This window comes from Sulfitobacter guttiformis (assembly GCF_003610455.1).
Lineage (GTDB): Bacteria > Pseudomonadota > Alphaproteobacteria > Rhodobacterales > Rhodobacteraceae > Sulfitobacter > Sulfitobacter guttiformis.
On record NZ_RAQK01000001.1, the window covers coordinates 2,142,286 to 2,166,767 of the forward strand.

At 55.3% G+C, this 24,482-nt stretch carries 21 protein-coding genes; 12 read left to right on the plus strand and 9 right to left on the minus strand.

Going from position 1 to position 24,482, the window contains the following annotated elements; all coding sequences use genetic code 11:
* The first annotated feature begins 2 nt into the window (after nucleotides 1-2).
* Complete coding sequence (locus tag C8N30_RS10515) at nucleotides 3-647, plus strand: hypothetical protein (protein ID WP_037967744.1); 645 nt, start codon at nucleotides 3-5, stop codon at nucleotides 645-647.
* Here the strand turns inward: C8N30_RS10515 and C8N30_RS10520 are convergent, their stop codons facing one another.
* The 4 genes from C8N30_RS10520 to gspL are packed head-to-tail and all read right to left on the minus strand — an operon-like array spanning nucleotide 648 to nucleotide 4,958.
* Nucleotides 648-1,856 (minus strand): type II secretion system F family protein, encoded by a 1,209-nt coding sequence (locus C8N30_RS10520; protein WP_025060932.1) that lies wholly within the window; start codon nucleotides 1,854-1,856, stop codon nucleotides 648-650.
* 2 nt (nucleotides 1,857-1,858) lie between these two features.
* Nucleotides 1,859-3,349 carry a GspE/PulE family protein gene (locus tag C8N30_RS10525; protein ID WP_025060933.1) on the minus strand — a complete coding sequence of 497 codons (1,491 nt, stop codon included), beginning with the start codon at nucleotides 3,347-3,349 and terminating at the stop codon, nucleotides 1,859-1,861.
* Nucleotides 3,346-3,795 carry a type II secretion system protein GspM gene (gene gspM / locus C8N30_RS10530; protein ID WP_232222862.1) on the minus strand — a complete coding sequence of 150 codons (450 nt, stop codon included), beginning with the start codon at nucleotides 3,793-3,795 and terminating at the stop codon, nucleotides 3,346-3,348. Before gspM ends, C8N30_RS10525 begins: the two co-directional genes overlap by 4 nt.
* Before the next feature lie 5 nt (nucleotides 3,796-3,800).
* A complete protein-coding gene (gene gspL, locus C8N30_RS10535; protein ID WP_025060935.1) occupies nucleotides 3,801-4,958 on the minus strand; it encodes a type II secretion system protein GspL in 1,158 nt (385 codons plus the stop codon).
* Nucleotides 4,959-5,060: 102 nt separating this feature from the next.
* Here gspL and gspG point away from each other — a divergent pair, with 102 nt between their 5' ends.
* The 5 genes from gspG to gspD are packed head-to-tail and all read left to right on the plus strand — an operon-like array spanning nucleotide 5,061 to nucleotide 9,225.
* Nucleotides 5,061-5,555 carry a type II secretion system major pseudopilin GspG gene (gene gspG, locus C8N30_RS10540; protein WP_025060936.1) on the plus strand — a complete coding sequence of 165 codons (495 nt, stop codon included), beginning with the start codon at nucleotides 5,061-5,063 and terminating at the stop codon, nucleotides 5,553-5,555.
* Complete coding sequence (locus C8N30_RS10545) at nucleotides 5,548-6,027, plus strand: prepilin-type N-terminal cleavage/methylation domain-containing protein (RefSeq protein ID WP_025060937.1); 480 nt, start codon at nucleotides 5,548-5,550, stop codon at nucleotides 6,025-6,027. The genes gspG and C8N30_RS10545 overlap by 8 nt, the downstream gene beginning before the upstream one ends.
* Entirely contained in the window at nucleotides 6,024-6,401 is a 378-nt protein-coding gene (locus tag C8N30_RS10550; RefSeq protein WP_025060938.1) for a type II secretion system protein, read from the plus strand. The genes C8N30_RS10545 and C8N30_RS10550 overlap by 4 nt, the downstream gene beginning before the upstream one ends.
* A complete protein-coding gene (locus tag C8N30_RS10555; RefSeq protein WP_025060939.1) occupies nucleotides 6,398-7,285 on the plus strand; it encodes a type II secretion system protein N in 888 nt (295 codons plus the stop codon). The genes C8N30_RS10550 and C8N30_RS10555 overlap by 4 nt, the downstream gene beginning before the upstream one ends.
* 20 nt (nucleotides 7,286-7,305) lie before the next feature.
* Entirely contained in the window at nucleotides 7,306-9,225 is a 1,920-nt protein-coding gene (gspD, locus tag C8N30_RS10560) for a type II secretion system secretin GspD (protein WP_025060940.1), read from the plus strand.
* Between the two features lie 10 nt (nucleotides 9,226-9,235).
* Here the strand turns inward: gspD and C8N30_RS10565 are convergent, their stop codons facing one another.
* Nucleotides 9,236-10,054 carry a DUF4198 domain-containing protein gene (locus tag C8N30_RS10565; RefSeq protein WP_025060941.1) on the minus strand — a complete coding sequence of 273 codons (819 nt, stop codon included), beginning with the start codon at nucleotides 10,052-10,054 and terminating at the stop codon, nucleotides 9,236-9,238.
* 281 nt (nucleotides 10,055-10,335) lie between these two features.
* On the opposite strand from C8N30_RS10565, the gene C8N30_RS10570 reads away from it, so the two are divergent.
* The 6 genes from C8N30_RS10570 to C8N30_RS10595 all read left to right on the plus strand — a co-directional run bounded on the left by C8N30_RS10570 (nucleotide 10,336) and on the right by C8N30_RS10595 (nucleotide 17,874).
* Nucleotides 10,336-10,797 (plus strand): GbsR/MarR family transcriptional regulator, encoded by a 462-nt coding sequence (locus C8N30_RS10570; RefSeq protein ID WP_025060942.1) that lies wholly within the window; start codon nucleotides 10,336-10,338, stop codon nucleotides 10,795-10,797.
* 1 nt (nucleotide 10,798) lies between these two features.
* Nucleotides 10,799-12,004: an efflux RND transporter periplasmic adaptor subunit gene (locus C8N30_RS10575; RefSeq protein ID WP_025060943.1), complete on the plus strand. Its 1,206-nt coding sequence runs from the start codon at nucleotides 10,799-10,801 to the stop codon at nucleotides 12,002-12,004.
* The gene (locus C8N30_RS10580) at nucleotides 12,001-15,129 is read left to right on the plus strand and encodes an efflux RND transporter permease subunit (RefSeq protein ID WP_025060944.1); all 3,129 of its coding nucleotides are present in this window, start codon (nucleotides 12,001-12,003) and stop codon (nucleotides 15,127-15,129) included. The genes C8N30_RS10575 and C8N30_RS10580 overlap by 4 nt, the downstream gene beginning before the upstream one ends.
* A 224-nt stretch (nucleotides 15,130-15,353) precedes the next feature.
* On the plus strand, nucleotides 15,354-16,355 hold the full coding sequence (locus C8N30_RS10585; protein WP_051567085.1) for a response regulator: 1,002 nt from the start codon (nucleotides 15,354-15,356) through the stop codon (nucleotides 16,353-16,355).
* A 173-nt stretch (nucleotides 16,356-16,528) separates the two neighbouring features.
* The gene (locus C8N30_RS10590; protein WP_025060946.1) at nucleotides 16,529-17,518 is read left to right on the plus strand and encodes a response regulator; all 990 of its coding nucleotides are present in this window, start codon (nucleotides 16,529-16,531) and stop codon (nucleotides 17,516-17,518) included.
* Nucleotides 17,515-17,874 carry an Hpt domain-containing protein gene (locus C8N30_RS10595; protein WP_025060947.1) on the plus strand — a complete coding sequence of 120 codons (360 nt, stop codon included), beginning with the start codon at nucleotides 17,515-17,517 and terminating at the stop codon, nucleotides 17,872-17,874. The genes C8N30_RS10590 and C8N30_RS10595 overlap by 4 nt, the downstream gene beginning before the upstream one ends.
* A gap of 70 nt (nucleotides 17,875-17,944) precedes the next feature.
* Here the strand turns inward: C8N30_RS10595 and C8N30_RS10600 are convergent, their stop codons facing one another.
* The 4 genes from C8N30_RS10600 to C8N30_RS10615 all read right to left on the minus strand — a co-directional run bounded on the left by C8N30_RS10600 (nucleotide 17,945) and on the right by C8N30_RS10615 (nucleotide 24,479).
* Complete coding sequence (locus C8N30_RS10600; RefSeq protein ID WP_025060948.1) at nucleotides 17,945-18,328, minus strand: response regulator; 384 nt, start codon at nucleotides 18,326-18,328, stop codon at nucleotides 17,945-17,947.
* 16 nt (nucleotides 18,329-18,344) lie between these two features.
* Entirely contained in the window at nucleotides 18,345-19,997 is a 1,653-nt protein-coding gene (locus C8N30_RS10605) for a PAS domain-containing sensor histidine kinase (RefSeq protein ID WP_025060949.1), read from the minus strand.
* Between the two features lie 138 nt (nucleotides 19,998-20,135).
* Nucleotides 20,136-23,327 (minus strand): CHASE domain-containing protein, encoded by a 3,192-nt coding sequence (locus C8N30_RS10610; protein ID WP_037967745.1) that lies wholly within the window; start codon nucleotides 23,325-23,327, stop codon nucleotides 20,136-20,138.
* A gap of 282 nt (nucleotides 23,328-23,609) precedes the next feature.
* Nucleotides 23,610-24,479, minus strand: a complete 870-nt coding sequence (locus C8N30_RS10615) for an amino acid ABC transporter permease (RefSeq protein ID WP_249038041.1) — start codon at nucleotides 24,477-24,479, stop codon at nucleotides 23,610-23,612.
* Nucleotides 24,480-24,482 lie beyond the last annotated feature (3 nt).

Below are 24,482 nucleotides of genomic sequence, written 5' to 3' on the forward strand. Positions count from 1 at the left end.
GTGTGATCCTCGTCTCGTTGATCGGGATAAGTGGTGTCGTGATGCCGGTAAGCCTGATTACACGTAATACAGATTTATCGCCAGCAGTCATTGCTGTCTACGGCTCCATCCGTAGCGGGAAGGCCGACCTTAAAGGTGGCTACCAGCTTGAGTGGCACAGCAGTGCAGGGGTGCTCTGGCTGCCTCATTTGCGAACCGAATTTGTGCTTGAAGGAGCGGACAGTAGGGTGACCGGCACGCTGCGCACAGGCCTGCGCGGGATCAAGGCCCGCGATGTTGCGGGCCGTGCCGGTCCCGGCCTTGCGCAGCTGGTAGAGGGCGCATGGCTCTGCGATATGACTGCCCGCCTGAGCGATGTAAACTTCGGTTGGTATTGGCGATCCGCGCAGGCCTCTGGTCTGGTGAGTACGCCGCAGGGGACATGCAGCAAGGACGGTCGCCAGATCACGGTGCCCTCTCTGACCCTCGTCCTCGGGCAAGTGGAGCGGGACGCTTCTTTGGTCCTCACAGGGGCGCAGGAGGCGGCGTTGGCGACGGTTCGTGTGCGGCGTGAACGCAGGATTGATATCGAGATCCTACCCGCAGCGGCCGATGTATTTCCACAGCTGCCTCGGGGTGGCCCGATCAACCTGCAACTGCCGTTCTGATCATCCGGCAAGCGCATTTAGCCCCACAATCGGCATGAGTATCGACATCACCAGCAGCATCACGATCCCGCCCATGATCAAAAGGACCGCAGGTTCTACCAAGGCCACGATTGTGGTCACTGTCGCCTTGAGAGAGGCGGCCTGGTCTGTGGCGGCGCGGTCCAGACTATCACCCAGACGCCCGCCTGCCTCGCCGCTTGCAATCATCGCGATCAGCATCGGGGGAAAGACGCCTGATGCCTCCACAGACTTTGACAGGCTGGCACCTTCGGATACATCTTGGGTGATGCGCGCAACCCTCGTACGGATATAGCGGTTGGGAACCGTACCTGCGGCCGCCGCCAACGCATCGGCAAGGGGCACACCCGATTGCACCAGCGTCGCAAGCGTGCCAGAGAACTGCGCAGAATTCAGGCGCAGGGCTAAGCCGCTAAAGAGAGGCACACGGGTCAGCCACCTGTCCCAGACAAGCCGCATTTCGGGCTGCCGCAGAAGGGTGAGAACGCTGACAATCGCGGCGATGAGCAACACCGCTGAAACCGTCCCCCAGCGTTGCATCCATTCTGACACGGCGATGAGCGCACGGGTCAGGGCAGGCAGTTCGGCGCCGCGGGCGGTAAATACCCGCACAATGTCAGGCACGACAAACGTCAGCAGAGCCACGATCACACCCAGTGACACAACCGCCAGCAATGCGGGATAGATCAGTGCCAATTGCAAGCTTTGCCGGTTGCGGGCGCGGTCCTCGATGTGGTTCGCCAGATGTTCCATCACCTGCGGCAGCTTGCCTGCACTCTCGCCTGCTTTCACGGATGCTCGGTAATATTCGTCAAAACTGCCCTGCGCATCCTCAAGCGCGTCCGCCAGACTGCGTCCGTCGACGATCGCGCTGCGCAAATTAAGGAGCAGGGACATGTCCCGTGCCCCCGTTATCTGATCCGCCACAATCTTCAGAGCGTCCTCGATCCGCACCTGTGCACCAATCAGGGTGGCCAGTTGCCGTGTAACAAGTACCTGTTTTTTCAGGCTCAGGCGATGGGGGCGCAGGGAAGTGGCCCCGCCTGCGGGTCGCATTGTGGCTTCTACCGACAGCGGCAGCAGATTGCGCTTGCGCAGATCGGCACGGGCCGCCGTCAGCGAGGCGGCCTCTAGCAGGCCCTTGCTTTTCTTACCGGATGTATCGACGGCGCGATAGGTGAACGCAGGCATGTTCAGCGCTCGCCCAGAATGGCATCTTCGCGGACTGCACGTGCGACCTCATGAACTGTCGTGAGGCCCTGACGGACCTTTTCCACGCCATCTTGCAGAATTCCAGGGGCGGTCTTGCGCGCCTCGGCTGCCATCGCGGCTTCAGATGCACCTTCGTGGATCATACTTTCGAGCGTGGGCGTCATAACGATGATCTCGTAGATTGGTAACCGCCCGCGGTAGCCTGTTCCGGCACAGGCATCGCATCCCTTGGCCTCGTAAATCTCGAGGCCGGCTTCGGCGACGCCCGACAAGAGCGCGGCTTCACTCTGGCTCAGGGCATGGGGAGTCCGACACTCGGGGCAGAGTTTGCGTACCAGACGTTGTGCCACCAGCCCGCGCAACATCGGAGCAAGTAAGAACCGCTCGACCCCCATATCAATGAGGCGCGAGACGGCGCCAATCGCTGTATTGGTATGGAGGGTCGACATCACAAGGTGTCCGGTCATCGCGCTCTCAACCGCGATCTTGGCGGTTTCGCCATCGCGTATCTCGCCTACCATAATCACATCGGGGTCTTGACGCAAAATCGCGCGCAAGCCGCGCGCGAAAGTCATTTCAGTCTTTGCATTAACCTGAATTTGGCCGACCCCGTCCATAGAGTATTCGATGGGGTCCTCGACGGTAAGGATGTTACGCTCACGGTCGTTGAGCGCGTGCAGCGCGGCATAAAGCGATGTTGTTTTGCCCGAACCGGTCGGTCCAGTGACCAGAACCAGCCCCTCCGGCGCTGTGATGATTTGGTTGAATGCGGCAGTGTCACGCTGCGACAGACCCAGATGGCCGATGCCCAGCTGCGTCTGCCCCCTGTCCAGCAGACGCAGAACAACCCGCTCCCCGAACTGCGAGGGCAGCGTAGAAATTCGTACATCCAGCTCGTAACTGCCGACGCGTAAACTCACCCGGCCATCCTGCGGCAGCCGCTTTTCCGCGATATCGAGCTTGCCCATCACCTTGAGGCGGCTGGACAATTGCGGGGCTAAAGCGCGGTTAGGCGTCAACACCTCACGCAGGACGCCGTCCACGCGGAAGCGGACCACGAGGCGTTTCTCCTCAACCTCGATATGGATGTCGGATGCACCGTCCTTGACTGCTTCGAGGAGAAGCGCGTTGATCAGGCGCACAACCGGTGCATCATCCTTTTGGTCCAGCAGATCGTCGACGGAGGCGGCCGTTTCCGCCAAGGCGCTGAGGTCATCCCGTTCGGCCCCTGCCATTTGTGCAGCTTCCGATGCGCTGTCGCGATAGGTTTTGGACAGGGCCGTATCAAAGGTCGCAGCATCCACTGCTTCGAACGAAACCAGCCGCCCCGCAATGCGCTGGGCCTCGATCAAGGCCGAGACAGAGGCGGTTTCAAGATGTTGGCAGACGTGTTTTTCTGCGAACTCGGCAGGCTTTTGCAGCAAGACGCCATTCGCCTTTGCGAAACTGTAACTCAGAGGGGTAAAGGTCATTGTACATCCTCAAGGGTGAGCCGGAGACTGATCTGACCAGGCTCGGTCAGGCGGTCCATTTCGACAGCGACAGCGCGCACACCACTTGAAGCCTCAAGCGAAGCAATCCATGAGGTCACCTCGGCAAATCCTGCTTTTGCAACCGTGATGCGCAGCCGTTCGCCGTCAGGATCAAGGCGGGCCAGCGGGATGCCGGCCTCTTCGGCGCTTTGTGTAACGCGCGGGCCAATGGGCGTTGTGGAGGCGGCGACAGGCGCAATAACGGGCGCACCGCTTGCTGCGGCTCTGGCAATCTGTAGGGTCGAGAGATAGCCTGCGATACGCGCGCTCTGGGCCTCCCGCTCCACCATCAGCGGCTGCCACACATAAAGCCATAGACCAAGCATAACCAAGACGCCGCCACCACCCAGCACCATTACACACTCGCGAGGGTTCAGCTTTTGCATGATATTCACGGGCGGACCGTCAATTCAGCCCGCGCAGCCCCGGAATCCACCGCAGCGGAGCCGACTGTGATCAAAAGGCCGCTATCCTTCAGACCGGTTTCTGCGCGTTGCAGGGCACCCAGATCAGCGGCCTCGACGGTTAGGCGCAGCGTATCACCGGCCCAGTTCAACTGACGAAACTGGACCGCATCCGGCAGCAGCAGCAGCGCCTCGGCCACACGGTCCATGAGTGGCAAAAACGATGACCCGCGTTGCGGTGCAGCCAGTGCAGCAAGCTGGCGCTGCAACAGGGCAGGCGGATCATCGGGCGAGGCATCGGGCAGCAAGGGGGTGAGCGCGCGCGCGGCATCTGCCCGCAAATCCTGTGCGATGGCCTTTTGGGCCCGCACATCCAGAACCGCAATGCCAAGGTGGAACAGTGCGGCGATCGCCGCGCAGGCCGCCAGCAGTTTCAGCGGTCTGGCAAAACCCTGTGAAGGCCGGTAAACGCCCTGCCGTAGATCGGCGGCAAACAAGCTGTCCGGTTGTGGCACTTCCTGTGCCGATAGGTCGTTGCATGGGAAACCTGCCGGCAGGTCAGCCCCGTAGCTGTCAACGCGCGGTTTGCCCGCAGCTTGCCAGATGTGAGCAAGCACATCCGCATGTACCGCGAAACCTGTCCCGTCAGAGGCGCGGACCAGAACACGGTCGGCGTGACGATAGGCCCGCCAAACCACGTGGCCAGCCGCGTCAGCGACTGGTGGGTGAATAAGAGCTTGCTCGGGGATTATCGCGCTGTCCGGCGAACCCTTCTCTAGATAGCGAAGAAGGCATGAAACATCTATCGTCGCCGCCAACGTCATCCCATCGGATCTGTCGCCCAGCAGCGAAAAATGTGTCTGCTCCAACGGGCAGGCGATTGCATCCTCGAGTGCAAAGGGAAGGGCCGCTGCTTGTTGCCGTGTTGATTTCACAGGAAGAGCAATGGAATGCAGGCCAACATTTTCCGCAGGTACAACTGTGAACCCCTGATCAACTGCGCGTAATGCCAACGCGTGCAATGGACCATACGCAGCGAGGTGCTGGACGCTACCGCTCTTTGATGAGACATCAGGATTTGCCGCGTCAGGCGAGGTGCTTGGCGCGGTAACTTTCTGAAAAAAAAGAGATTTTTTTGTTTTCACGGAGTGTTTCTATGTTATACTTTTAGTGGGGCTTCTTCTATTTGTCCTTGTCGTATGTCGGTTAGCATATCCCACATACGGTATAGTTAGGAGATAAGTTTCATGTTTGACCGGAAAATTGCCCGCTGCATTTTGTGCAAGCGCGGCATTGCAAGGCCGCGCAAGGCGGACGCTGGTGTCACATTGATCGAGATGATGGTCGTTCTGGTCATTATCGCGGTTGTCGCTGCCATGGTCGTGCCAAATGTCATTGGCCGTCCGGATGAGGCACGGGTCACCGTGACGCAAACCGATCTACGCTCTATTGCCGGTGCGCTGGAGCTTTACCGCCTTGATAACCGTGTTTATCCCACCAGCGCGCAAGGCCTGTCGGCACTGGTCGAGCGTCCTACAATCGCGCCGGAGCCTGTCAGTTGGGCATCGGGAGGGTATCTCGCGGTGATGCCGCAGGATCCATGGGGCGCGCCCTATGTCTACAAGTCACCAGGCGAAAGTGGGCGCTTTGACCTCATCAGTCTCGGGGCGGATGGCCAGCCCGGCGGTGACGGGGTGAATGCGGATATACAGCTCGGTACGGCTACAGCCTCGAATGGCTGAGCAACGATCCCTTGATGCTGGCGTTACGCTGATCGAGATCCTTGTTGTGCTGGTGCTGATCGGGGTGAGTGCGGGTGTGATCCTGTACGCACTCCCCTCTGCGCCCAATTCGCGCACAGTCGCCCAAGAGGCAGACCTTTTAATGTCGCGCCTTAACATCGCAGCCGAGCGCAGCCTTATAGATGGCAAGTTATTCAGGCTTAACTGGACGCTCGATTCGTATAGTTTTGAGGAGTGGTCTGAGGGTGCGTGGCAAAATGCATCTGGTGCGCCTCTGGCTGAGAACCACCGGCTCGCCGATGATCTGTTGCTTTCGGGTCCTGCCGGCGCGCAGCGTGGTACCGTACGGATTACGCCGGATTTGTTGCCCAATAGCGCAGGGGTGGATGTTTTGCGTCTGGCATCAGGCCATTTGGGACGCATTCTTACATTCGATGGTGCCTCTGCCGTCTTGTCGGACGCCACGCAATGACCCGCCCTCGCGACACGCAGGCAGGGTTTACCCTGATCGAAACACTGGTCGCGCTTGCGGTGCTGGCAGTAGGTTCTGTTACACTGCTTGTCGGGGTAGAGCGTCATGTGGCAGGTATGCGGGGCCTTTCGGACAGGGTTGCGGCGCGTTGGGTTGCGGAAAACGCGCTGGCCGCGACGACCCTCGGCGTGGACATGATACCGGCATGGTCCAATGCGCTCGGAGTCGATTGGACAGTGCGGCAGGAAGTATTGCCACTGGCTGGCTCGGGTTTGAGTGCAGTGACGGCACGGGTTTTCGACCCTCTGCAGGGGCCTGACGGCGCGTTGGTGGCGCTAACGGCTTATCTCGCAATTGGGGGGACAGACCAATGACAGCACCGCGTGTTTGGATGTTGAGCTTGTTGTTGGTGGCCGTATTTTTTGCCTCTGCGACATATGCGGTTTTGCAACTCGTGTGGCACAGAGCGGGCCATACCAGTGTGATGCCTCTTGCTGTGGTGACACCCGAAGTTGCCGCGGCGCAGGCGCTGACCCGCGATGTAGACAGTATCGTAGCATTGGCGCCTTTTGGTCAGGTGATTAGTCTTGCGCAAACAGCAACAGAACCGGTCGCACGCACCTCGGTCAACCTTGCTTTGCGCGGCGTGCTGGTTGATCCTGATCCCGCCCAATCACGTGCCTTTATTCTTGTCGATGGGAGCACCTCGGTATTCAGTGTTGGAGATGACGTCGAACAGACGGAGTTGGTTGCTATAAATGCGGATACGATCACGCTCAAATCCGGTGATGAATTAATTGTTTTGGGGTTTTCAGGGGTTTTGGGCGCACCAGGATCTACCCAAGTGCAAACTGATCAGGCGCCAGTCGACGAAACGGGCGATCCTTTTGCCCGTTTGGCAGCCGCTTTGATACCGGGCAACGGCTCGATTGATCTGCGGGATGCACCCCCTCCAGAGACGACCGAGGAATACATAAACCAGTGGCGCGACCGGATCACGCAAAATCCGCAAGCGGCGATGGAAAGTGTCGGCGTGGAACTGGTGGAAAATGGTTACAGGGTAAAGACCGACCCCGACATCGGCGTGACTTTAGCTGGGTTAAAGGCGGGTGATGTGATAACCCGGCTTAACGGCCAGACGGTGGGTGATCTGGACAGTGATAAACTGCTCTATGACGAGGTCGCAGCGGCGGGGATTGCCCGCTTGGAAGTGGTGCGGAACGGACAGGCGTTGTTGCTGTCTTTTCCGCTGAGGTAGTTGGGATGAGGGTGGAGATAATGCGCAAATTTGCATGGCTTGTGATGTTCGTGATCTTGCTTTTCCCTGCTGTACTTTCGGCTCAGGAGATTGCCCTCGACGATACAAAAGCCGAATTCGTGGTTAATTTGCGTAATGCAGAGATTTCCATTCTGGCTGAGCAGGTGTCGGAAATCACACAACGTACACTCGTGATTGATCCTGATCTGGCGGGCAACGTGACGGTTATTTCTGCAACCCCGCTGACGCAGGCGGGTGTGTGGTCCCTGTTCCAATCTATGCTGCGGGTCCGCGGGTTTGTCGCGGTCGAAAGTGGGGTTATCTGGGAGGTTGTGCCCGAGAACCAGTCGATTGCCAAAGGCGGCACTGTGCCACCCGGTGGGCGTGCAGGTGATCAGGATGTTATCACAAAGCTTGTCCCGCTTGACCGGCTTCCTTCTGCCGAGGCGGTGCGCGTCTTGCGACCCCTAGTCGCTCAAACCGGCTATATCGAGGCACTTACCGATCCTAATGCGATCATAATCACCGATACTCAGGCCAACGTAGACCGCATTGTCAATATCGCACGCACTTTTGACACACCCGCCGACCAGCGCACCGAGGTGATCCGTTTCACATTTGCCGAAGCCGAAACAGTGGCTCAGGCCATGAGTGCTGTACTGGGTACCTCTGGCACAGGTGCCAAAATCTCTGTTGATGCGGCATCGAATGTTTTGCTTGTGCGCGGCAGCGAAGTCGACATCAGCCAGATCCGGCAATTAGCCCGTGATCTGGATGTGGCACCGCGTAATGATCCACAGGCGCAGAAACGAACCCATCTTTATGCACTTCAATTCGGCGATGCCGAGATAATTGCCGATATCGTTTCGGAAACCTTGCAAGGCGGTGCTGATATCGCAAACCCTGTCGCGGCAGCTGTTGAGGGTCAGGCACCGGTGCCAACCGGTCCCGCGCCGGAGGTGTCGATACAGGCCTCCACAGAGACAAATTCAATCGTGATCCGTGGCACCTCGCGCCAGATTGAGGAGGCGTCGAATCTGATTGCCGCATTGGACCAGCGCCCCAAGCAGGTCATGATCGAAGCGGCAATCGTCGAAGTGTCCGGTGACGTGGCAGAGCGATTGGGCACCCAGCTGGGTTTTGGACCGGGCGGGCAAAGCGGCGGGTTTGCGGCAACATCCTTTGGCAACGGAGGCAGTTCGCTGGGGAATGTGCTGAGCGCACTTGGCGTAAGTCAGGCCTCGGGTCTCGCGAGTGGTTTGACCTTGGGCGGCGGCGTTGACGGGTTTGGCATTCTGGTCCAGGCCCTGTCACAATCCACACAGGCAAACCTGCTTTCGACCCCGTCTATCACAACCACAGACAATAAGGCCGCGACGATCGTAGTCGGTCAGAATGTACCGTTCCGGACCGGTTCTTTTGCGACGGACGGTAATACCGCCACCCCCTTCACCACGATTGAACGGCGTGACGTCGGCATAACGATGCAGGTTCTTCCACGTGTGACGGCAAACGGAATTGTGCGCCTCGACATCTCTCAGGAAGTATCGAGCCTCGTTAACGCGAATGTTGAGGGTGCTGCCGATCTGGTAACCAATCGGCGCGTGATCGAGACAACTGTTCAGGCACAGGATGGCGGGACAATCGTTCTTGGTGGTCTGATAACTGACGACAGCAACTCGTCATTGGGTAAGGTACCGGGCTTGGGCGACGCGCCCCTGATCGGCGGGCTTTTCCGCTCGCGCAGCAAGGACCAGACGCGGCGGACTCTGTTTGTGTTTCTGCGCCCCACCGTGATCGACAGCCAGCAAAAGGCGACTGCCGTGGCACAGCGTCAGTTCCAGCGGGTGCGCAAGGCAGATGCCGCTGAACCGCCGCGCAATCTGCTCAAGGAGCGCAAGGTCAACAAATTGCCGCTGGAGATAAACGGACTGTACTGACAGCGCGGGTTTATCGCGACGGGACGCTAAACGTCAGCGACGCCCATAGCGATTCCCAAAACGCGCCGCCTGACGCAATAAACAGCGCTCTATCCGGTTGCCGCATCACAACTGTATCCACCAAATAGGTGTGGTCTTGCCTTATCGGAAAACGCACGATCCCTTCAGCATCGGTTTGCGCCACTGAGGTTTGTACCATTCCTGCCGGATCCCGTTCAAACAGTGTCACGCGGTTGCTTTTAAGCGGCTCCCCCTCAAAGAGTGCCTGAAACCGGAGACCGCCGGTGATGTCCGAAGTATAGGGATTGTCGAGGGCAACAATCTCGATCTCCAATCCCCGCGCCATATCTTCCCCAGCGCCAGTCCCGACAGCAATCAATGCCTTGGAAAAGCGCGAGAACGCCTCTTTGATTGGCGTCTTGGGCAGCGAACGGGCCGCATGGGCATCTAATATCTCGAGATGGTTTTTCTCGGTCAGAAATTCGACGAATTTCTCGTAATCCTGATATACTACTGTATTGAATTTGCTCTGGTACAACAGCGTCAGAAGGCCTTCGGATCCTACGCTTCCGGTGAGAGCTGGCACATCGCCGAAACGCCCCTGCAAGGCGGCAGTTTCTGTGCCCTGCCATGTTTCTGCACGCAGGATAACACGGGGATCCCATGACAGCGCCTGACCTTCGAGGTTTTGACCATTGAGCAGTTGTGCTGTGAAATCTGTATCCGCTGGCATTTGCCACGTCGATGGCTCGATCCAGACCTCATGTGCCTTTGCAGATGTTGAAGCGAAGGCGATTGCTACGATTAGTGCGGTCCGTGTGCGTCCCATAAATTAACTCCATTTTCACTCATACCCAGATGAACAAGAACCGCCCGAGGAAAGCGGCGGGGATCATCCATACTTGTCAATAAATCAGCGGTGGAGAATCTGGCACACCGCGTATCCGCCAGTCTAGCTTTTCGTACTGATGGGTAAAGGCCCCGCAGAGAATAAGCACGATAACGATACACACCTGTTGAAGTAGCGCTATATTTCGTTCAGTTATGACTGAACAAATTTGACGACGGCGCCATATAAATATTGATCGCACGCTAGACAGGAGACATTGAATGTCTGAAGACGCGAAAGAGGATGCTGTTCGCACCGGATTTATCGAAAAGACCGGTTTGGTGAGTCAGGCAGAAGGCCTCCCTCGAATCGCGGGACGTGTTTTCGGGCTGCTTATCTATGATGGCGATACCGTTTCGTTTACCGATCTTGCAACGCGCTTGCAGGTCAGCCGTGCGAGCATCAGCACCAGTATCCGCCTTCTCGAAGAGCGTGGATTGATCAAGCGGATCACGAAGCCTGGCGACCGTCAGGATTTTTTCCAACTTGCGCAAAACCCCTATGGTACAATGCTCAAGGGGATCCAGCGGCGCAACCGCGCGATACAGGCCGATATTGCACAAACAATCGAAAGCCTGCCGAAAGACGCTCCAGCCGTAAGCAGACTGGGGGCCTATGCTGATTTTTACGCATCACTCGACGCCGCAGTTGTGGTTGCCCTGAACACCCTCAAGGATCATTGAAATGACCGCTAAGACCGACACAGCAAAAACAGAGCCTGCGCAGTCGCAAGAATTGGCAATGGACCCACAAGTAGTTAAAAGGTCAGCACAAAATACATCTGCGACCAAGCCACAAGAGCTGGTGTTCACTACTGACGATGGCGCCTCGCGATCAACTTGGTTTGCCGCAATTCTGGTTGTACTGATCATCGGCTGGATGGGCAGCGGATTTGTATTTCCTTCGGAGGAAACTGATCCGGTTGCCGCACGCGAAAATCGCCAACCTGTCGCGGTCGCAGTGACAACATCGGTTGCCGAAACCGTCACCCAATATTACCAGGCCGAAGGTCAGGCATTGCCCGACCGTGATACCATGCTGAGAGCAGAAGCATCCGGAGATATAGCCGAGGTTTTGGTGGCGAAGGGGCAGGACGTGCAAGCGGGGGATATTATCGCCCGATTTGATCCGGTTGGAAACGAAGCCGATGCCAACCGTGCCGCAGAGGAGTTGGCCCGTGCGCAACGTGAGTTTGACAATGCGCAGCAATTGCTCGACCGGGGTGTCGCGACCGCAGATCGTGTGGCACAGGCGCGTGCTGCGCTCGCCACGGCACAGGCGCAGGTAACAGATGCTGCACAGGCGGCAAAGGCGCTGACCATTACGGCCCCCTTTGCCGGACGGATCGAGACGCTTGATCTGGACGAGGGCGAGTTTGTTTCTGCCGGAACCGAAGTGGGGCGTTTGGTCGATATTACACCTCTCACGGTTGCCATTCAGGTCCCACAACAGTCGCTTACGCGCCTATCGGTGGGGCAGCTGGCAACTGTCCAATTCATTACCGGAGAAGAGCGCGCGGGTGTCGTGACCTTTGTAGGCACTTCTGCCGCGTCTGAGACCCGTACATTTCTGGCCGAGATCGAAGTCGAGAACGAAGATAGCGCAATCCCTGCTGGCATCTCGTCGGAGGTGAGCATTCCCACTGGAGAGATCACGGCACATTTCCTCTCACCCTCAATCGTTTCGTTGAACACCGAAGGCGCGCTAGGGGTCAAAACGGTCAACGCGGATAACGTGGTCGAGTTTTTCGAGGTGCAGGTCGTCAAAGCGCAGATTGACGGCATATGGGTCACCGGCTTGCCCGAAAGCGCCGATATGATCACGGTCGGTCAGGGGTACGTCAACGCCGCCGAGACTGTCGCGCCAAGCGCGGGGGAGCCAGCGCGATGAACAGTATAATTGATTTTGCATTTTCGCGGTCGCGGGTCGTAGTTATGGCTTTGCTGCTCATCCTCGGGGTGGGTGCTTATGCCTATGTCGCGATCCCCAAAGAGGCCAATCCCGAGGTGCCGTTGCCGCTGTTTTATGTCTCGACCGGTCTGGACGGAATTAGCCCTACGGATGCCGAGCGGCTCTTGCTGGAGCCTATGGAAACGGAATTTGGTTCTATCTCCGGCCTCCAGAGCATGAAGTCCGATGCGACCGAAGGGTTTGTTTCTATCCAGCTTGAATTTATCCCCGGCGGTGACAATCAGGAAGCCCTTGATAAGGTGCGCGAAGCGGCCGACCGGGCGCAGGGCGACCTGCCAGATGACGCCTATGATATCACAATCACAGAGATCAATACCGCCCTGTTTCCAATTATTACCGCGATCCTGTCAGGCCCTGTGCCGGAACGCACGCTGAACGATTTGGCAGATCAGATGCAGGAAGAGATCGAGGGCCTTCAGGGCGTGCTCGAGGTCGACATCGGCGGCCAGCGGTTCGAGTTTCTCGAAGTGCTCATCGATCCGACAGTGTTCCAGACCTATAATCTGTCATTCGATGAATTGATCGGGCAGATACAGCGCAACAACCGCTTGATTGCTGCCGGTGCGATCGAGACAGGATCGGGCCGGATTGTACTCAAGGTGCCGGGGTTGATCGAGGATCTGGAAGATGTGATGGCGATGCCGGTGAAAGTGCGCGGCAACGCGGTTGTTACCTTTGGCGATGTAGCCACGATCAGGCGTACTTTCGAGGACCCGGACTCTTTCGCGCGCATCAATGGCCAGCCTGCTCTGGCGCTGGAGGTCACTAAACGCTCTGGCGCGAATATCATTGAAACCGTGGATGAGGTGAAGACGCTGGTCGAAGAGATGCGCGCTGACTGGCCTGACAGCATCGAAATCACCTATCTGCAAGACCAGTCCAAACAGGTAAAAGACCTACTAAGCGATCTGGAGGCCAACGTAATCGCTGCCGTTATTCTTGTGATGATCGTAATTGTACTGGCGCTGGGCACCCGCTCCGCGATCCTTGTGGGACTTTCTATTCCGGGGGCGTTCTTTGCTGGTGTTATCGCCCTTTGGGCCATGGGTTTTTCCATGAACATTATCGTTTTGTTCGCACTGATCCTTGTGGTCGGGATGCTGGTGGACGGCGCGATCGTGACGACAGAACTCGCCGACCGAAAATTACAAGAAGGTGCCGCGCCCAAAGAGGCATACACCTTTGCGGCCAAACGCATGGCTTGGCCGATTATCGCCTCGACAGCGACCACACTTTCCGTTTTCTTTCCACTCCTATTCTGGACCGGAATGGTGGGAGAATTCATGAAATACCTCCCCATCACCGTGATCCTCACGCTCTCAGCTTCCCTTTTCATGGCTCTCGTATTTATCCCCGTTGTTGGCGGACTGATCGGCAAGCGCCAGCCGCAGTCAGCAAAGTCAAAAGCTGCACTACACGCCGCCGAATTTGGTGATCCGCGCAAAATGGGCGGATTTACCGGTGGCTATGTGCGGCTGTTGGAGCGAGCCATCATGCGCCCCGCAGCTACATTGCTGTTGGCGATTGCACTGCTGCTGGGGGGCTTTGGCATGTATGGCACCTTCGGAAAAGGTGTGAGTTTCTTTCCCTCCGTCGAACCTGATTTTATGCAGGTACAGGTCCGTGCCCGTGATAATTTTTCGATCTTCGAGCGCGATGCACTGGTGCGTGCCGTTGAGGAGCGCATTCTTGGATATGATGAGATCGCCAGCATTTATGCCCGCTCTATTATGTCGGCGGGGCAGGGCGACGAAGAAACCATCGGCACGTTACAATTGGAGCTGATGCCATGGGACACTCGCCGCACAGCTGCCGAAATCGGAATCGATATTCGCAAAAGCGTATCCGATATCGCTGGCATCGACGTACAGGTCCAAACTGAAAGCGGCGGTCCCACAGCGGGCAAACCTGTGAACCTGCAAATCACCGCCCGTAATCCCGATGTTCAGGGCGTAGCAGTGCAGCAGGTCCGCGATATAATGGACCGGATGGGTGGTTTTACCGATGTGACCGATACACGGCCTGTGCCCGGCGTTGAGGTATCAATCCTCGTGAACCGTGCCGAAGCTGCCCGGTTTGGCGCAGACGTGAGCCTGCTGGGACAGGCGGTGCAGTTACTGACCCAAGGGATAACTGTAGCAGACTACCGGCCCGATGACATCGATGGATCGCTCGACATCCGCGTACGTTTCCCGCGAGAAGAGCGCTCGCTTGCTGAGTTGGGCAGCCTGCGGGTGCCAACCTCGGCCGGTCTTGTGCCAATCTCGAATTTTGTCACATTTGCCCCCTCGAACCGGACAGGCGTTATCCGCCGCATCGATGAAAAACGCGTAGCGACGATTGAGGCAAACGTTGCACCCGGTGTTCTGGTCAACGATCAGGTTGTGGCACTGACGGCGGCGCTTGATGCGATAGATTTGCCCGAGGGGGTCGCCTTTAGTTTCGGCGGCGAGGCGGAAGATCAGGCTGAAAGCATGACATTTCTTGTTGGCGCTTTCGGGACGGCGATATTTTTGATGTTCGTTATCCTCGTGCTTCAGTTCAACAACTTCTTTCAGGCCTTCGTGGTCATGTCTGCGATCATATTCTCGATTGCCGGTGTATTGCTGGGTCTCATCGTCACGGGCCGACCTTTTGGTATTGTGATGGGAGGTATCGGTGTCATCGCCCTTGCAGGGATCGTGGTGAACAACAACATTGTTTTGATCGACACCTATAATGATCTAAAAAAATCCGGCCAATCCCCGATGGAGGCCGCACTGCGCACAGGAGCGCAACGGCTGCGCCCTGTTATCCTGACCTCTCTGACGACGGCATTGGGATTGCTGCCTATGGTGATCGGACTGAACCTGAATTTCTTCACGCGCGAAATCGTATATGGTGCGCCCTCAACCCAGTGGTGGACCGAGCTTTCCTCGGCCATTGCGGGGGGATTGGTGATTGCTACGATCCTGACCCTTGTAGTGACCCCTGCCATGCTAATGCTTGGGGAAAGGCGTGAGGCGCGGTCAAAACCGCCCGTACCGGAGTTTCCGGCGGAATAGATGCCGAGAGGTAGGCAGAAGAGCCGCCCTACTGCACAAGGATAACCTATAATGTGCCATCGGTCCCCCTATATAAAGTGAAGTATAGGGGGCATCGCGCCCTTACGCGTGATTAAAAGCGCAAAAACCTAATTTAGTGATGGTTTGCCGAAATTGTTTCACGCCATGGACACCTTAATGCCCAAAACTTCGTTTTTTATAAAATTTACCTGAGGATGCACCGCATGGCTGTGTCCGGAACCGTTGTTTTGGAGCTTTTGATGCGCATTTTGGCAATTGATGATGATCCGGTGATCCTCGAACTGCTTGAGGCATCTTTGTGCAGTGCCGATGGTTTCGACCTCGCCACACATCCCAGTGCGGAAAGTGCGCTTGATGCCCTTGAAGGATCGCGAACTCCATTTGACTGTATCCTGCTGGATATCATGCTGCCGGGGATTGATGGCATCGAGATGTGCGAGCTGCTCCGCAAGACAGCCGAGTACCGCTCTGTTCCGATCCTGATGATTACCGGCTGCACTGAAGAGAACCTGATGGCACGGGCCTTCAATGTAGGCGCGACTGATTTTTTGATGAAGCCGCTGAACCAGCTGGAATTGATCGCACGGGTGAAAAGTGCAGGTTTGCTCAACCGCAGTTTGCGCACCGCGCATCACTCCATGGGAGAGCTGTCACGGCTGTTGAAGGTCTCATTTGATGCTCCGGTGAGTTTGAGTGGCGACGGTATGACCAATATGTTGGCCCTCGAAAACCGCTTTTTGCGCTGTAAAACGCAGCGTTTTGCGATGACGCTTTTTGATCTGGATATCTGCGGTTTGCGCGGCATTTATCGGTCTGTAGGTGCTACAGCATTTCGTCAGTGTCTAGAACTTATCGCCGAAGCGGCGGGGTACGCGACTGCCGGACTGAATGTCGAGATGGCCTATGTCGGCAATGGCCGATTCTTTGGATGCAGCTTTGACCGTAAGCGGATCAACTTTGAGACACATACAGCTGAGTTCAATAAAAAGCTGGGCGAAATTTGGGACTCGGAGGGTACCGGTGTACCAACCCCGCCTACGGGAAAATTCAGACAAACCTCGGAGCAGCGAATCTGGTCGGGCACGTCAGCGTGTAACCAGCTGCAGGCCCTGAAATCAGGGGGCGGGCGCTTTCCTCACTTTCTGATCTCGGATGAGGTGGACCTCTTTTCGCGATTTGACACTAAAATAAACGCAACTTCCTGATGCAGATAAAGATGTCGGAGCCAATAAGAATAAGGTTCGGCGCGACAATACCTCTGGTTTATCCAATATTGTTTCGATCCGACAAACTTATGCCATCATTCTCATACAGGTTGTTACTATAGAAAAATAAACGGGCATCCGAAAAATGGCCCGGAAACGTACCGGAGATAGAAATGAGAATCCTCGCTGTTGATGACGATCCAATCATCCTCGAATTGCTTGCGCAGTTTGTTGAATTCGTTGGCGGGCATGAGCTGGTGACAGCGACCTCCGGTCAAGAGGCAATCCAGCTTGTGAAATCATCCGGTAAATCAGGTTTCGACTGTTTCTTGTTTGATATTCAGATGCCTCAGATGGACGGGATCGAACTCACGCAAAACATTCGTGATATGGCGCAACATGCTGACACGCCCGTTCTGATGCTCACGGCAATGTCGGACAAGCGCTACATTGATGCTGCCTTCGCTGCGGGTGCGACTGATTATGTGACCAAGCCTTTTGAGGTGACGGAGCTTACGGCGAGGCTGCGCCTGGTCGAGGATCTGGTGAAAACCCGCCGGATCAGAACCAAAAAGATTTTTGCGACCCAATCTCGTTCTGCGCAGGCTCAACCAAATGTACTCGCAAGCAAGCTTGAGCTGCATGATCCGGTCTCCATCTACGATGTAGATAACGTAATCGAATACCCGGCAATGGAGAACTACGTGCGCCAGCTTGCACGCGGTTCGATGTTCGGGTCCTCTACATTCGCCTTCACAGTTCGCAAGATTGCAGAGCATCATGCCCATCTTTCTGCCGCCGAATTTGCATTTCTGATTTCTGACGTTGCAGAGGTGATTTCGGACACATTGGCGGGGCATCAGTTCCTCATGGCTTATGCTGGTAGCGGCACATTCGTTTGTGTCACCGAAAGCGGTTGGCGCCCTGACATGGCTCCGATGATGGATGCGATCAATTTGTCGCTTTCACGCACCGAGCTTTTTGATAATTCCGGTCAGCAACTTTATGTCCGCGTCAGTGCGGGTGATGCAATCCGGCTTATCTGGAAGTCAGAGAACTCTGTTATGGAGGCTGTATCGGCTGCGTATCTGTCGGCGGAGGCTGCCAGTGCAGCGCACGAGCGCTCTATGAACGACCTCTGGCTCTCGCCGCAGCGGGCATGAAGGATATGCCCTCAGAGCTGCCCGGCCTTGAGCGTATCAAAGAACGCTTTTTGTCGCTGCTTGCAGAGCGACAAACAACAATTGCCCATCACGCACTGGCAGCATGGGAAAGTGATAGCGCTGCTGCGCAGTCCTCAAACCTGCAGGGGGCGCAAAATGTTCTGCATCAGATTGCGGGCTCTGCAGGTTCGCTCGGCTTTGTAGAGTTGGGGGAGGCGGCACGCAGTTGCGAGGGCGCAATCATCACTTTCCTCGACAGTAACGATGGTGCTCAGGGGAGCTTGCCACATTCGTTGTTTGAGGAACTTGATGACTTTGTGTGCATGAGCCAGACACTGCTCGCGCAGAGGTCATAAGCGACACGCGCGCCATTCACGTAAGCATCTGTTTTTTCAATCTTCCTATTCCAGCCAAGCCGGGGTGGGGTCAGGTTCTTTGAATGGATTTTTCGATGGCCTGTTTTATCTGCTCTGACAGCGCCATGGGATCAAACGGTTTGCTGATCACATCAGCCGCACCATTCGCGAGCAATTCCTCGATCTCGGAATGCTGGGCGCGAGCGGTCATGAAGATTGCGGGAACCGCCGAGAGCGCGGGATCTTTGCGCATCTGGTCCAGTGTCTCACGGCCCGTCATGCCCGGCATCATCATATCCAGCAAAAACACGTCCGGTGCGAATTCAGAAACCTTTTCAAGGGCGTCATTGCCAGAATTGCACTGAAGCACTTCGAACTCGCCTGACATTTCAAGAGCCATCAACGCTATTTCACGGATATCCGCATCATCTTCTACGTGTAGTAACTTGATCATCGATTGCCACTCCCTGTCATGCCTGACGCTTCTGCTTTTCTAATGCAGGTTGTGCGTCTTGTAACGCAACTTTGGGGAGACAGAAGTAAAATGTGGTCCCGATACCTTCGGTAGATTCAAATTCGATGGATCCGCCCATGTTTTCGACAATCGCTTTGCAGATGTTAAGGCCAAGACCTGTTCCACCCTTCAACGCGCGATCGGAATTTGCCATGTCGGAGAACCTGTTGAATAGTTTATGCTGATCTTCTGCCGGTATGCCCTGGCCCTCGTCCTTGACCGAAACGCGCACTTGCGCACCCTCGTCTGCGACATCAATGAAGATGGTGCTATTAGGCTTCGAAAACTTGTAAGCATTTGACAACAGGTTCGTCAGCACTTGTATGAACCGGTTCGGATCTGTCCTGAACGGCAATGCGACGTCTAGTCCCATGATTTCAACTTGCACGCCAAATCGCTGCTGAAGCATTGCATTTGCCTCATTGACTTCTTTCACCAATGCGGCCAAATCGACGTCCTTGAGCTCAAAATCCATTTCGCCACTGGAGATCTTATCCAGATCAAGAATATCGTTGATTATCAGGACAAGGCGGTCGGCGTTGCGATGAGCAATCTCCAGAAGGGATACAGCCTTAACAGGTAGCTCTCCGGCCGACTTGGAAAGCAGTAGTCCCATTGCGCCTTTGATTGATGTCAGTGGTGAGCGTAGCTCGTGGCTGACTGTAGAGATGAACGCGGATTTATGTTTTTCTTGGGCAACGCGCTCTGAAATATCGTTTATCAGGATCAGGTAGCGGCCCGTTTCATCCGTGCCCGGTAAAAATTTTATGCTGACGTCCACAGGTATGTCCATCAACACAGTTTCGAACCTTGTTGACGGTTTGCCGGATACCTTCAATTCGCGGCAGGCGGCCAAAACTTCGCTTGTGTCGCGCTGATGAGCAAGCTCTGAAAAACTGGTTTTCCGGTAATCGTCGCTGTTGATGTTAAAGCGGCTCTCGGCGATGCGATTCATATAGCTGAATGTTTCGGTCTCGGAATCAATGATCCAGACATCGTCGCGTAGCTCATAGAGGGTCTGGGCGGTATGACGCTCCGAGATCAGCTCGTTGGTGCGGCTGATGTCGGTTCGCACCGAAATGGATCCTCCCCAATTACCAGAGCGATCGAACAGAGGCATGATCGTCGACTGTGTGTAGACGGTGTGCCCGTTTTTGTGGCGTAGGGCGGTTTCGCCCTCCCAGCTTTTGCCGCTGCGCAAATTGTTGCGGATCTCCAACGCTATCTTGCTTCCGGAGGCCTCGTATAAGATCGTAACCGGCTGTCCTATCAGATCGACGCGGTCATAGCCGGTGAGCTCCAGCAACTTTTCGTTCACCTCTGTCAGCTCGTCGTTTTCGTTTACGATGTTGATACAGGCGTGTTTGTCAAATGCATCTAGGCGCTGGGCCATGGAAAAGCGGGTGTCGTGGAAGCGCCGATGTGCAGCGCGATTCAAGATGAAGGTGGGCACAGTAGACGCGATAGCAATTGCGCCGAATGCGGGGACAATCGCTTCTGCAGTTCCAGAAAATATGGTGTGGGCAAGGCCGTACCAGGCCCCGCCTAACGCACAGCCGCTCAAGACAGCGGATGTCGCATTACTTTTCAAGTCCGATGACTTTACCATTTGTTCTCTTTTCGCATCTTGCGCGTTCAGCCTAACGGTATTACGCGGCTACTCCCTAGCGTTAACCAACTGTATGCGTGAGGATTTCGGCATGATTGTGGCTAATGTGTCATTTTCTTGTGTTATCCAACAGTTGCGTCAGGACGCGAGGGGCACGCATCTGGTGATTGAGTCTACTACCGCGCCAAGATCGGTCTGACTTTTAACCATGTGGGCGAACAGTCTTGGATCACTTGATTGTTTGCTAGTGGATGTCAGGCCGATTATTTTCGCATCGGGTTGCCGCATCTTGATCTGGTTTATAAGCTCGCTTGCGTCGCCATCGGGCATTGACCAGTCCAAAATCACTACATCGAGGCGTTCCCCGGCAATGATCTGTTGCGCAACAGCGAGGGACTTGGCGTGTTTTACATCCCCAAATCCCTTAAGTGCTCCGGCAAGAACTTCGGCGAAATCATTGTCACTTTCGACGTGGAGAATGGTTATCATGTCCTTGGCAGCATCAGTAACCTGCTTTGCAACATGAGCTTTGTCTTCAACACCGTCGGCTAGAGGTACGGTGAACCAGAAGACCGTGAGGCCGCCCGGAACGCTTTCAAAACCAATCTGCCCACCTTGGCGGAGGACAATCTGGCGAGAGATGTTCAAACCGAGCCCTGTTCCACCATTTGCGCGCGTATCCGAACTGTCTGCCTGCGAGAAAGGCTGGAAGATGCGGGAGCGAAATGCTTTGGGCACGCCGGGTCCGGTATTCTGGACATAAATAATGGCAAGGTCGTTAATCATTTCGGCTCTGACGACGACGTCGGTTTCTGGGTCTGAATATTTACAGGCATTTGAAATCAGATTTGCCAGAACCTGCTGCGTCCGTCCTTGATCAACATAAACGGGTAGGGGGCCGTCAGGTAGATCAACCACGATCGAGCAGTCATGCGTGACGGCAAATGGAGACATCTCGCAGACACTCGTGCGGATGATTTCATTCATATCGAGGTCATCATTGTTGAACATAACCTCGCCGGAGGATATTTTTTCAAGATCAAGAATATCATTTACGATATTGGTCAGCCTGTCGGCATTGGATTTTGCAATTTCGATCAGCCGCGACTGCGCGTGGCTAAGTGTTTTGATCTTAGCCGCTGTTAGCAGACCCAAGGCGCCCTTGATTGATGTCAGCGGGGTGCGGAGTTCATGACTGACTGTCGAGACAAATTCGTCCTTCATCAGATCGATTTTCTTCTGGTCAGTAATGTCGATGATTTGTGCGATATAAAAGTATTGGCTTTTGTTTTTTTCCAGCGACCATGACACATTCAGCAGGCCCCACCGTTCTTCGCCGTTCGGCCCGATAATCCGGTGTTCGGCTGAATAGACCGTGCCCTTTTTCCCTTTGATCATATCAGAGATCGCGATGTAGAGCGCTTTGCGATCATCATAGGGGAGCATGTTGGACAGCCGGCCACCAGCGATCAGATCTTCCTGGCTCATGCCTGACAGTGCCGAGAACGCCGCGTTTACACCAACGAAATGCCCTGTGTCATCCATTAGCGCCATGCCGATCGGCGCATGGTCAACAACCTGCCGAAACAACCGTTCGCTATCTGCGAGCGCGTCGCGGTCGCGGCGCAGCCTCGTGACGTCCATTTGCGTGCCGATCAGGCGGAGGGCAACGCCTTCTGCGTCGCGGTCGACAACGACTGCGTTCGACCTCATCCAGCACCAGTCGCCGTCGATTGATCTCATCCGGTATTCCGCAACGGACCTCGCAGTTTTCCCGGCGATACAATCAGCATCGGCCTTTTCCAGAGTTCCGATATCCTCGGGGTGGATGCGCGCAAGAAAAACTTGCTGAGTGTCCAGATCTTTGCAGCCGTGCTCGTATCCCATGATCCGGCACCAAGTTTCTGACACTTCCGATTTTCCAGTTTGAAGGTTGATATCGAAAACACCGATTTCGGACCCCTGAAGCGCAAGGTCGAAAATGGTTTTGCTTTTGCTAAGTTCCCGCTGTGCGGTGTTCTGGCTTGTCATGTCGCGGAAAATCACGGTGCTGCGCTTTTCTCCTTCACTGCTCACCCATTCGTTCCGGTGCAGATCAAGCTCGAGGGTGCGACCATCCTTGGATTGACCGGTGGCGTTATAGGATCCATCGGTAGACTGGGTGGTTTTTACGATTAGCGCAAATTCCACCATATACATTTCTGACGCTGAACGGCCAAAGCATTGCTGCGCTGCCTGATTTGCGAAAAGCACCCGGTCTCGGCAATCCAGCACAAACACCGCAGTGACATGGTTTTCGATAATCGAGCGGTTTTCTTCAACTCGTGCAGCGATCTGGCGGGTTTTCAGGTTGGAAATCTCTTTGATCGTATCGGCATGGCGACGGATATTGCGTAGAATGGAAAGCAACAAACCTGTCAACGTGAGACCGGTCAGCATAATGCTCAAGGGTTGATAGCTGACCTGCGCCGCTTCAAACTTCGGTGTGCTGCTAAAATTCAGTGTCCAAGTCCGCCCGAAACGCTCTATCTGATGGGCTTTTGTAAACTTGGGGGGGGCGTTTGTGTCGCGCTTACCCTGAAAAAGCTCCATACCACCTTCACCAGAAGGGCCATCATACGCCAGAAGGGTATAACTTTCTCCCTGTGCAGAGATAATATCGCTTAAAATATCCTCCGCTACAAAGGTCGCGTTGACCCAGCCCAGAAAGGTGCCGCGTTCGCCGGTCACGGAAGAGGCTGTATAGATCGGCATGTACAAAACTGATCCGATGCTGGATCCGCCTGCTTGCACCAGTTGGATGGGCGGTGTCAGACGGGGCGTGCCGGTATCACGGGCAATTTTCATTACGTCCGAGCGATCCTCCCTAAACGTCAGATCAAGACCGATTGCATTGATGTTGGGAAGGGCGGGCTCCATATATTTAAGAATAAAGTGCGTATCTTCTTCTGACAGGTATCTCAAACTAAAGAATGGATCATTTTCTGCGCGCATCCGTTGCATGAATGATTCCGTGCCGTCATCGGGGACTTCGACAATGAAGCCGATGCCTGTGACACCGGGCAGTCGGTTGCCGATGTCGAGTTTGTCTATATAGTGTTTGAAATCAACGGCAGTTACATCGTCAGATGCAGCGACAAATGCAGCTGTGCCCATGACGCTGAGCAAATGTGTCTGCAGGCGGGCGTAAAGAACATTGACGCTATCTTCTGCTATAGCGTCGAATTCCCGCACCGCCTTTTCGGAGTGCAAATTTGTGTTCAGCGTAAAGAGGATGCTTGTGAGGGTAACGACCACAACAGCCAAACAGATTTCTAGACGAGAAAACAAATCACTACCTCAAATAATCGTACGCTATCCTGCACACTTCAGCTCTGGACACCTAATCTAGCCGTTTTGCGATGCTACTATGAGTTGTCGTTGTGCAACAAGCGCGATTTCCTCTAACAAAATATAGCGAAAAAATGTGCTTTTATCGCAACTTGACTGTTGCTCGGCTGGGTTGTGACACGGCGGGAGTAATGGCTTTCAAACTCGTTAGATGTGCATTTTGCCATCCTGTTTCGTGTAGTTCTGTCCGTTTGAACCGTCGTGAGGTGGCGGCGTCGAAACCTATTCGAGGCGTCTGAACAGGAGCGACAGTCCGAAGCACAAAATGAAATAGAATGCTGCCGTGGTCAACCATGCCTCGAAAATCAGCCGTGTTGAGGCCACCAATTCGACCGTTTTATAGGTCAGTTCCTGAACCGAAATAAGCGAGATGATAGAGCTGTCTTTGATGAGGCTGATAAACTGGTTTGCCATTGGCGGCACAACTTTTCGCAACGCCTGCGGCATCACGACATAGCGCATTTCCTGAAAGCGGCTCATGCCGATGGCGCGGGCCGCCTCGATCTGTCCTTTTGGAATCGACTGAATGCCGGCACGTACAATTTCCCCGACGAACGCTGCCTGAAACAGGCCTAGAACAAGCACGCCTGACACCAGCGAGGGAAACCGGCGCATATCGCCAAAGAAAAACTCCCAGATTGGGGCGTTGTCACTGCGTGCGATACCACGCGCCCACGCGTTCATATCAAGTGCATCAATAAGTTGTTGGGACAAAAAGAAAAAGAAGATGAAGATGATGACCACAGGAGGGATGTTGCGCAACACTTCGAGGTAGGTGCGCGCAAGCAACCGGATGGTCAGGTTTTCGGCGCAACGCGCCACACCAAGGATCACGCCAAATACCGCCGCGAAAATGCCAGAGTAGATGCAGATGCGCAGCGTTGCGAAAAGACCCTGCAGCAGCAGATTTGCGAACCATTCCTGCCGGTCCTCGCGGTAACGGATGATATAATCCGGTATCAACTCCCACCGCCAAGCGTAGTTAAGCGTGCCCTCCAGCCGCAACAAAATATAGCTCACCGCGCCCAAAAGCACGATGAGAATTAGCCAGTCGGCCCAGACAAGACGTCGTATGAGGGAGGGCACGCGCACAGA

What these genes read in the sequence shown, in the direction of transcription:
- C8N30_RS10520 (WP_025060932.1), bottom strand. Translation starts at nt 1,856, where the DNA reads ATGCCTGCGTTCACCTATCGCGCCGTCGATACATCCGGTAAGAAAAGC.
- C8N30_RS10525 (WP_025060933.1), bottom strand. Translation starts at nt 3,349, where the DNA reads ATGACCTTTACCCCTCTGAGTTACAGTTTCGCAAAGGCGAATGGCGTC.
- gspM (WP_232222862.1), bottom strand. Translation starts at nt 3,795, where the DNA reads ATGCAAAAGCTGAACCCTCGCGAGTGTGTAATGGTGCTGGGTGGTGGC.
- gspG (WP_025060936.1), top strand. Translation starts at nt 5,061, where the DNA reads ATGTTTGACCGGAAAATTGCCCGCTGCATTTTGTGCAAGCGCGGCATT.
- C8N30_RS10545 (WP_025060937.1), top strand. Translation starts at nt 5,548, where the DNA reads ATGGCTGAGCAACGATCCCTTGATGCTGGCGTTACGCTGATCGAGATC.
- C8N30_RS10550 (WP_025060938.1), top strand. Translation starts at nt 6,024, where the DNA reads ATGACCCGCCCTCGCGACACGCAGGCAGGGTTTACCCTGATCGAAACA.
- C8N30_RS10555 (WP_025060939.1), top strand. Translation starts at nt 6,398, where the DNA reads ATGACAGCACCGCGTGTTTGGATGTTGAGCTTGTTGTTGGTGGCCGTA.
- gspD (WP_025060940.1), top strand. Translation starts at nt 7,306, where the DNA reads ATGCGCAAATTTGCATGGCTTGTGATGTTCGTGATCTTGCTTTTCCCT.
- C8N30_RS10565 (WP_025060941.1), bottom strand. Translation starts at nt 10,054, where the DNA reads ATGGGACGCACACGGACCGCACTAATCGTAGCAATCGCCTTCGCTTCA.
- C8N30_RS10570 (WP_025060942.1), top strand. Translation starts at nt 10,336, where the DNA reads ATGTCTGAAGACGCGAAAGAGGATGCTGTTCGCACCGGATTTATCGAA.
- C8N30_RS10575 (WP_025060943.1), top strand. Translation starts at nt 10,799, where the DNA reads ATGACCGCTAAGACCGACACAGCAAAAACAGAGCCTGCGCAGTCGCAA.
- C8N30_RS10580 (WP_025060944.1), top strand. Translation starts at nt 12,001, where the DNA reads ATGAACAGTATAATTGATTTTGCATTTTCGCGGTCGCGGGTCGTAGTT.
- C8N30_RS10585 (WP_051567085.1), top strand. Translation starts at nt 15,354, where the DNA reads ATGGCTGTGTCCGGAACCGTTGTTTTGGAGCTTTTGATGCGCATTTTG.
- C8N30_RS10590 (WP_025060946.1), top strand. Translation starts at nt 16,529, where the DNA reads ATGAGAATCCTCGCTGTTGATGACGATCCAATCATCCTCGAATTGCTT.
- C8N30_RS10595 (WP_025060947.1), top strand. Translation starts at nt 17,515, where the DNA reads ATGAAGGATATGCCCTCAGAGCTGCCCGGCCTTGAGCGTATCAAAGAA.
- C8N30_RS10600 (WP_025060948.1), bottom strand. Translation starts at nt 18,328, where the DNA reads ATGATCAAGTTACTACACGTAGAAGATGATGCGGATATCCGTGAAATA.
- C8N30_RS10605 (WP_025060949.1), bottom strand. Translation starts at nt 19,997, where the DNA reads ATGGTAAAGTCATCGGACTTGAAAAGTAATGCGACATCCGCTGTCTTG.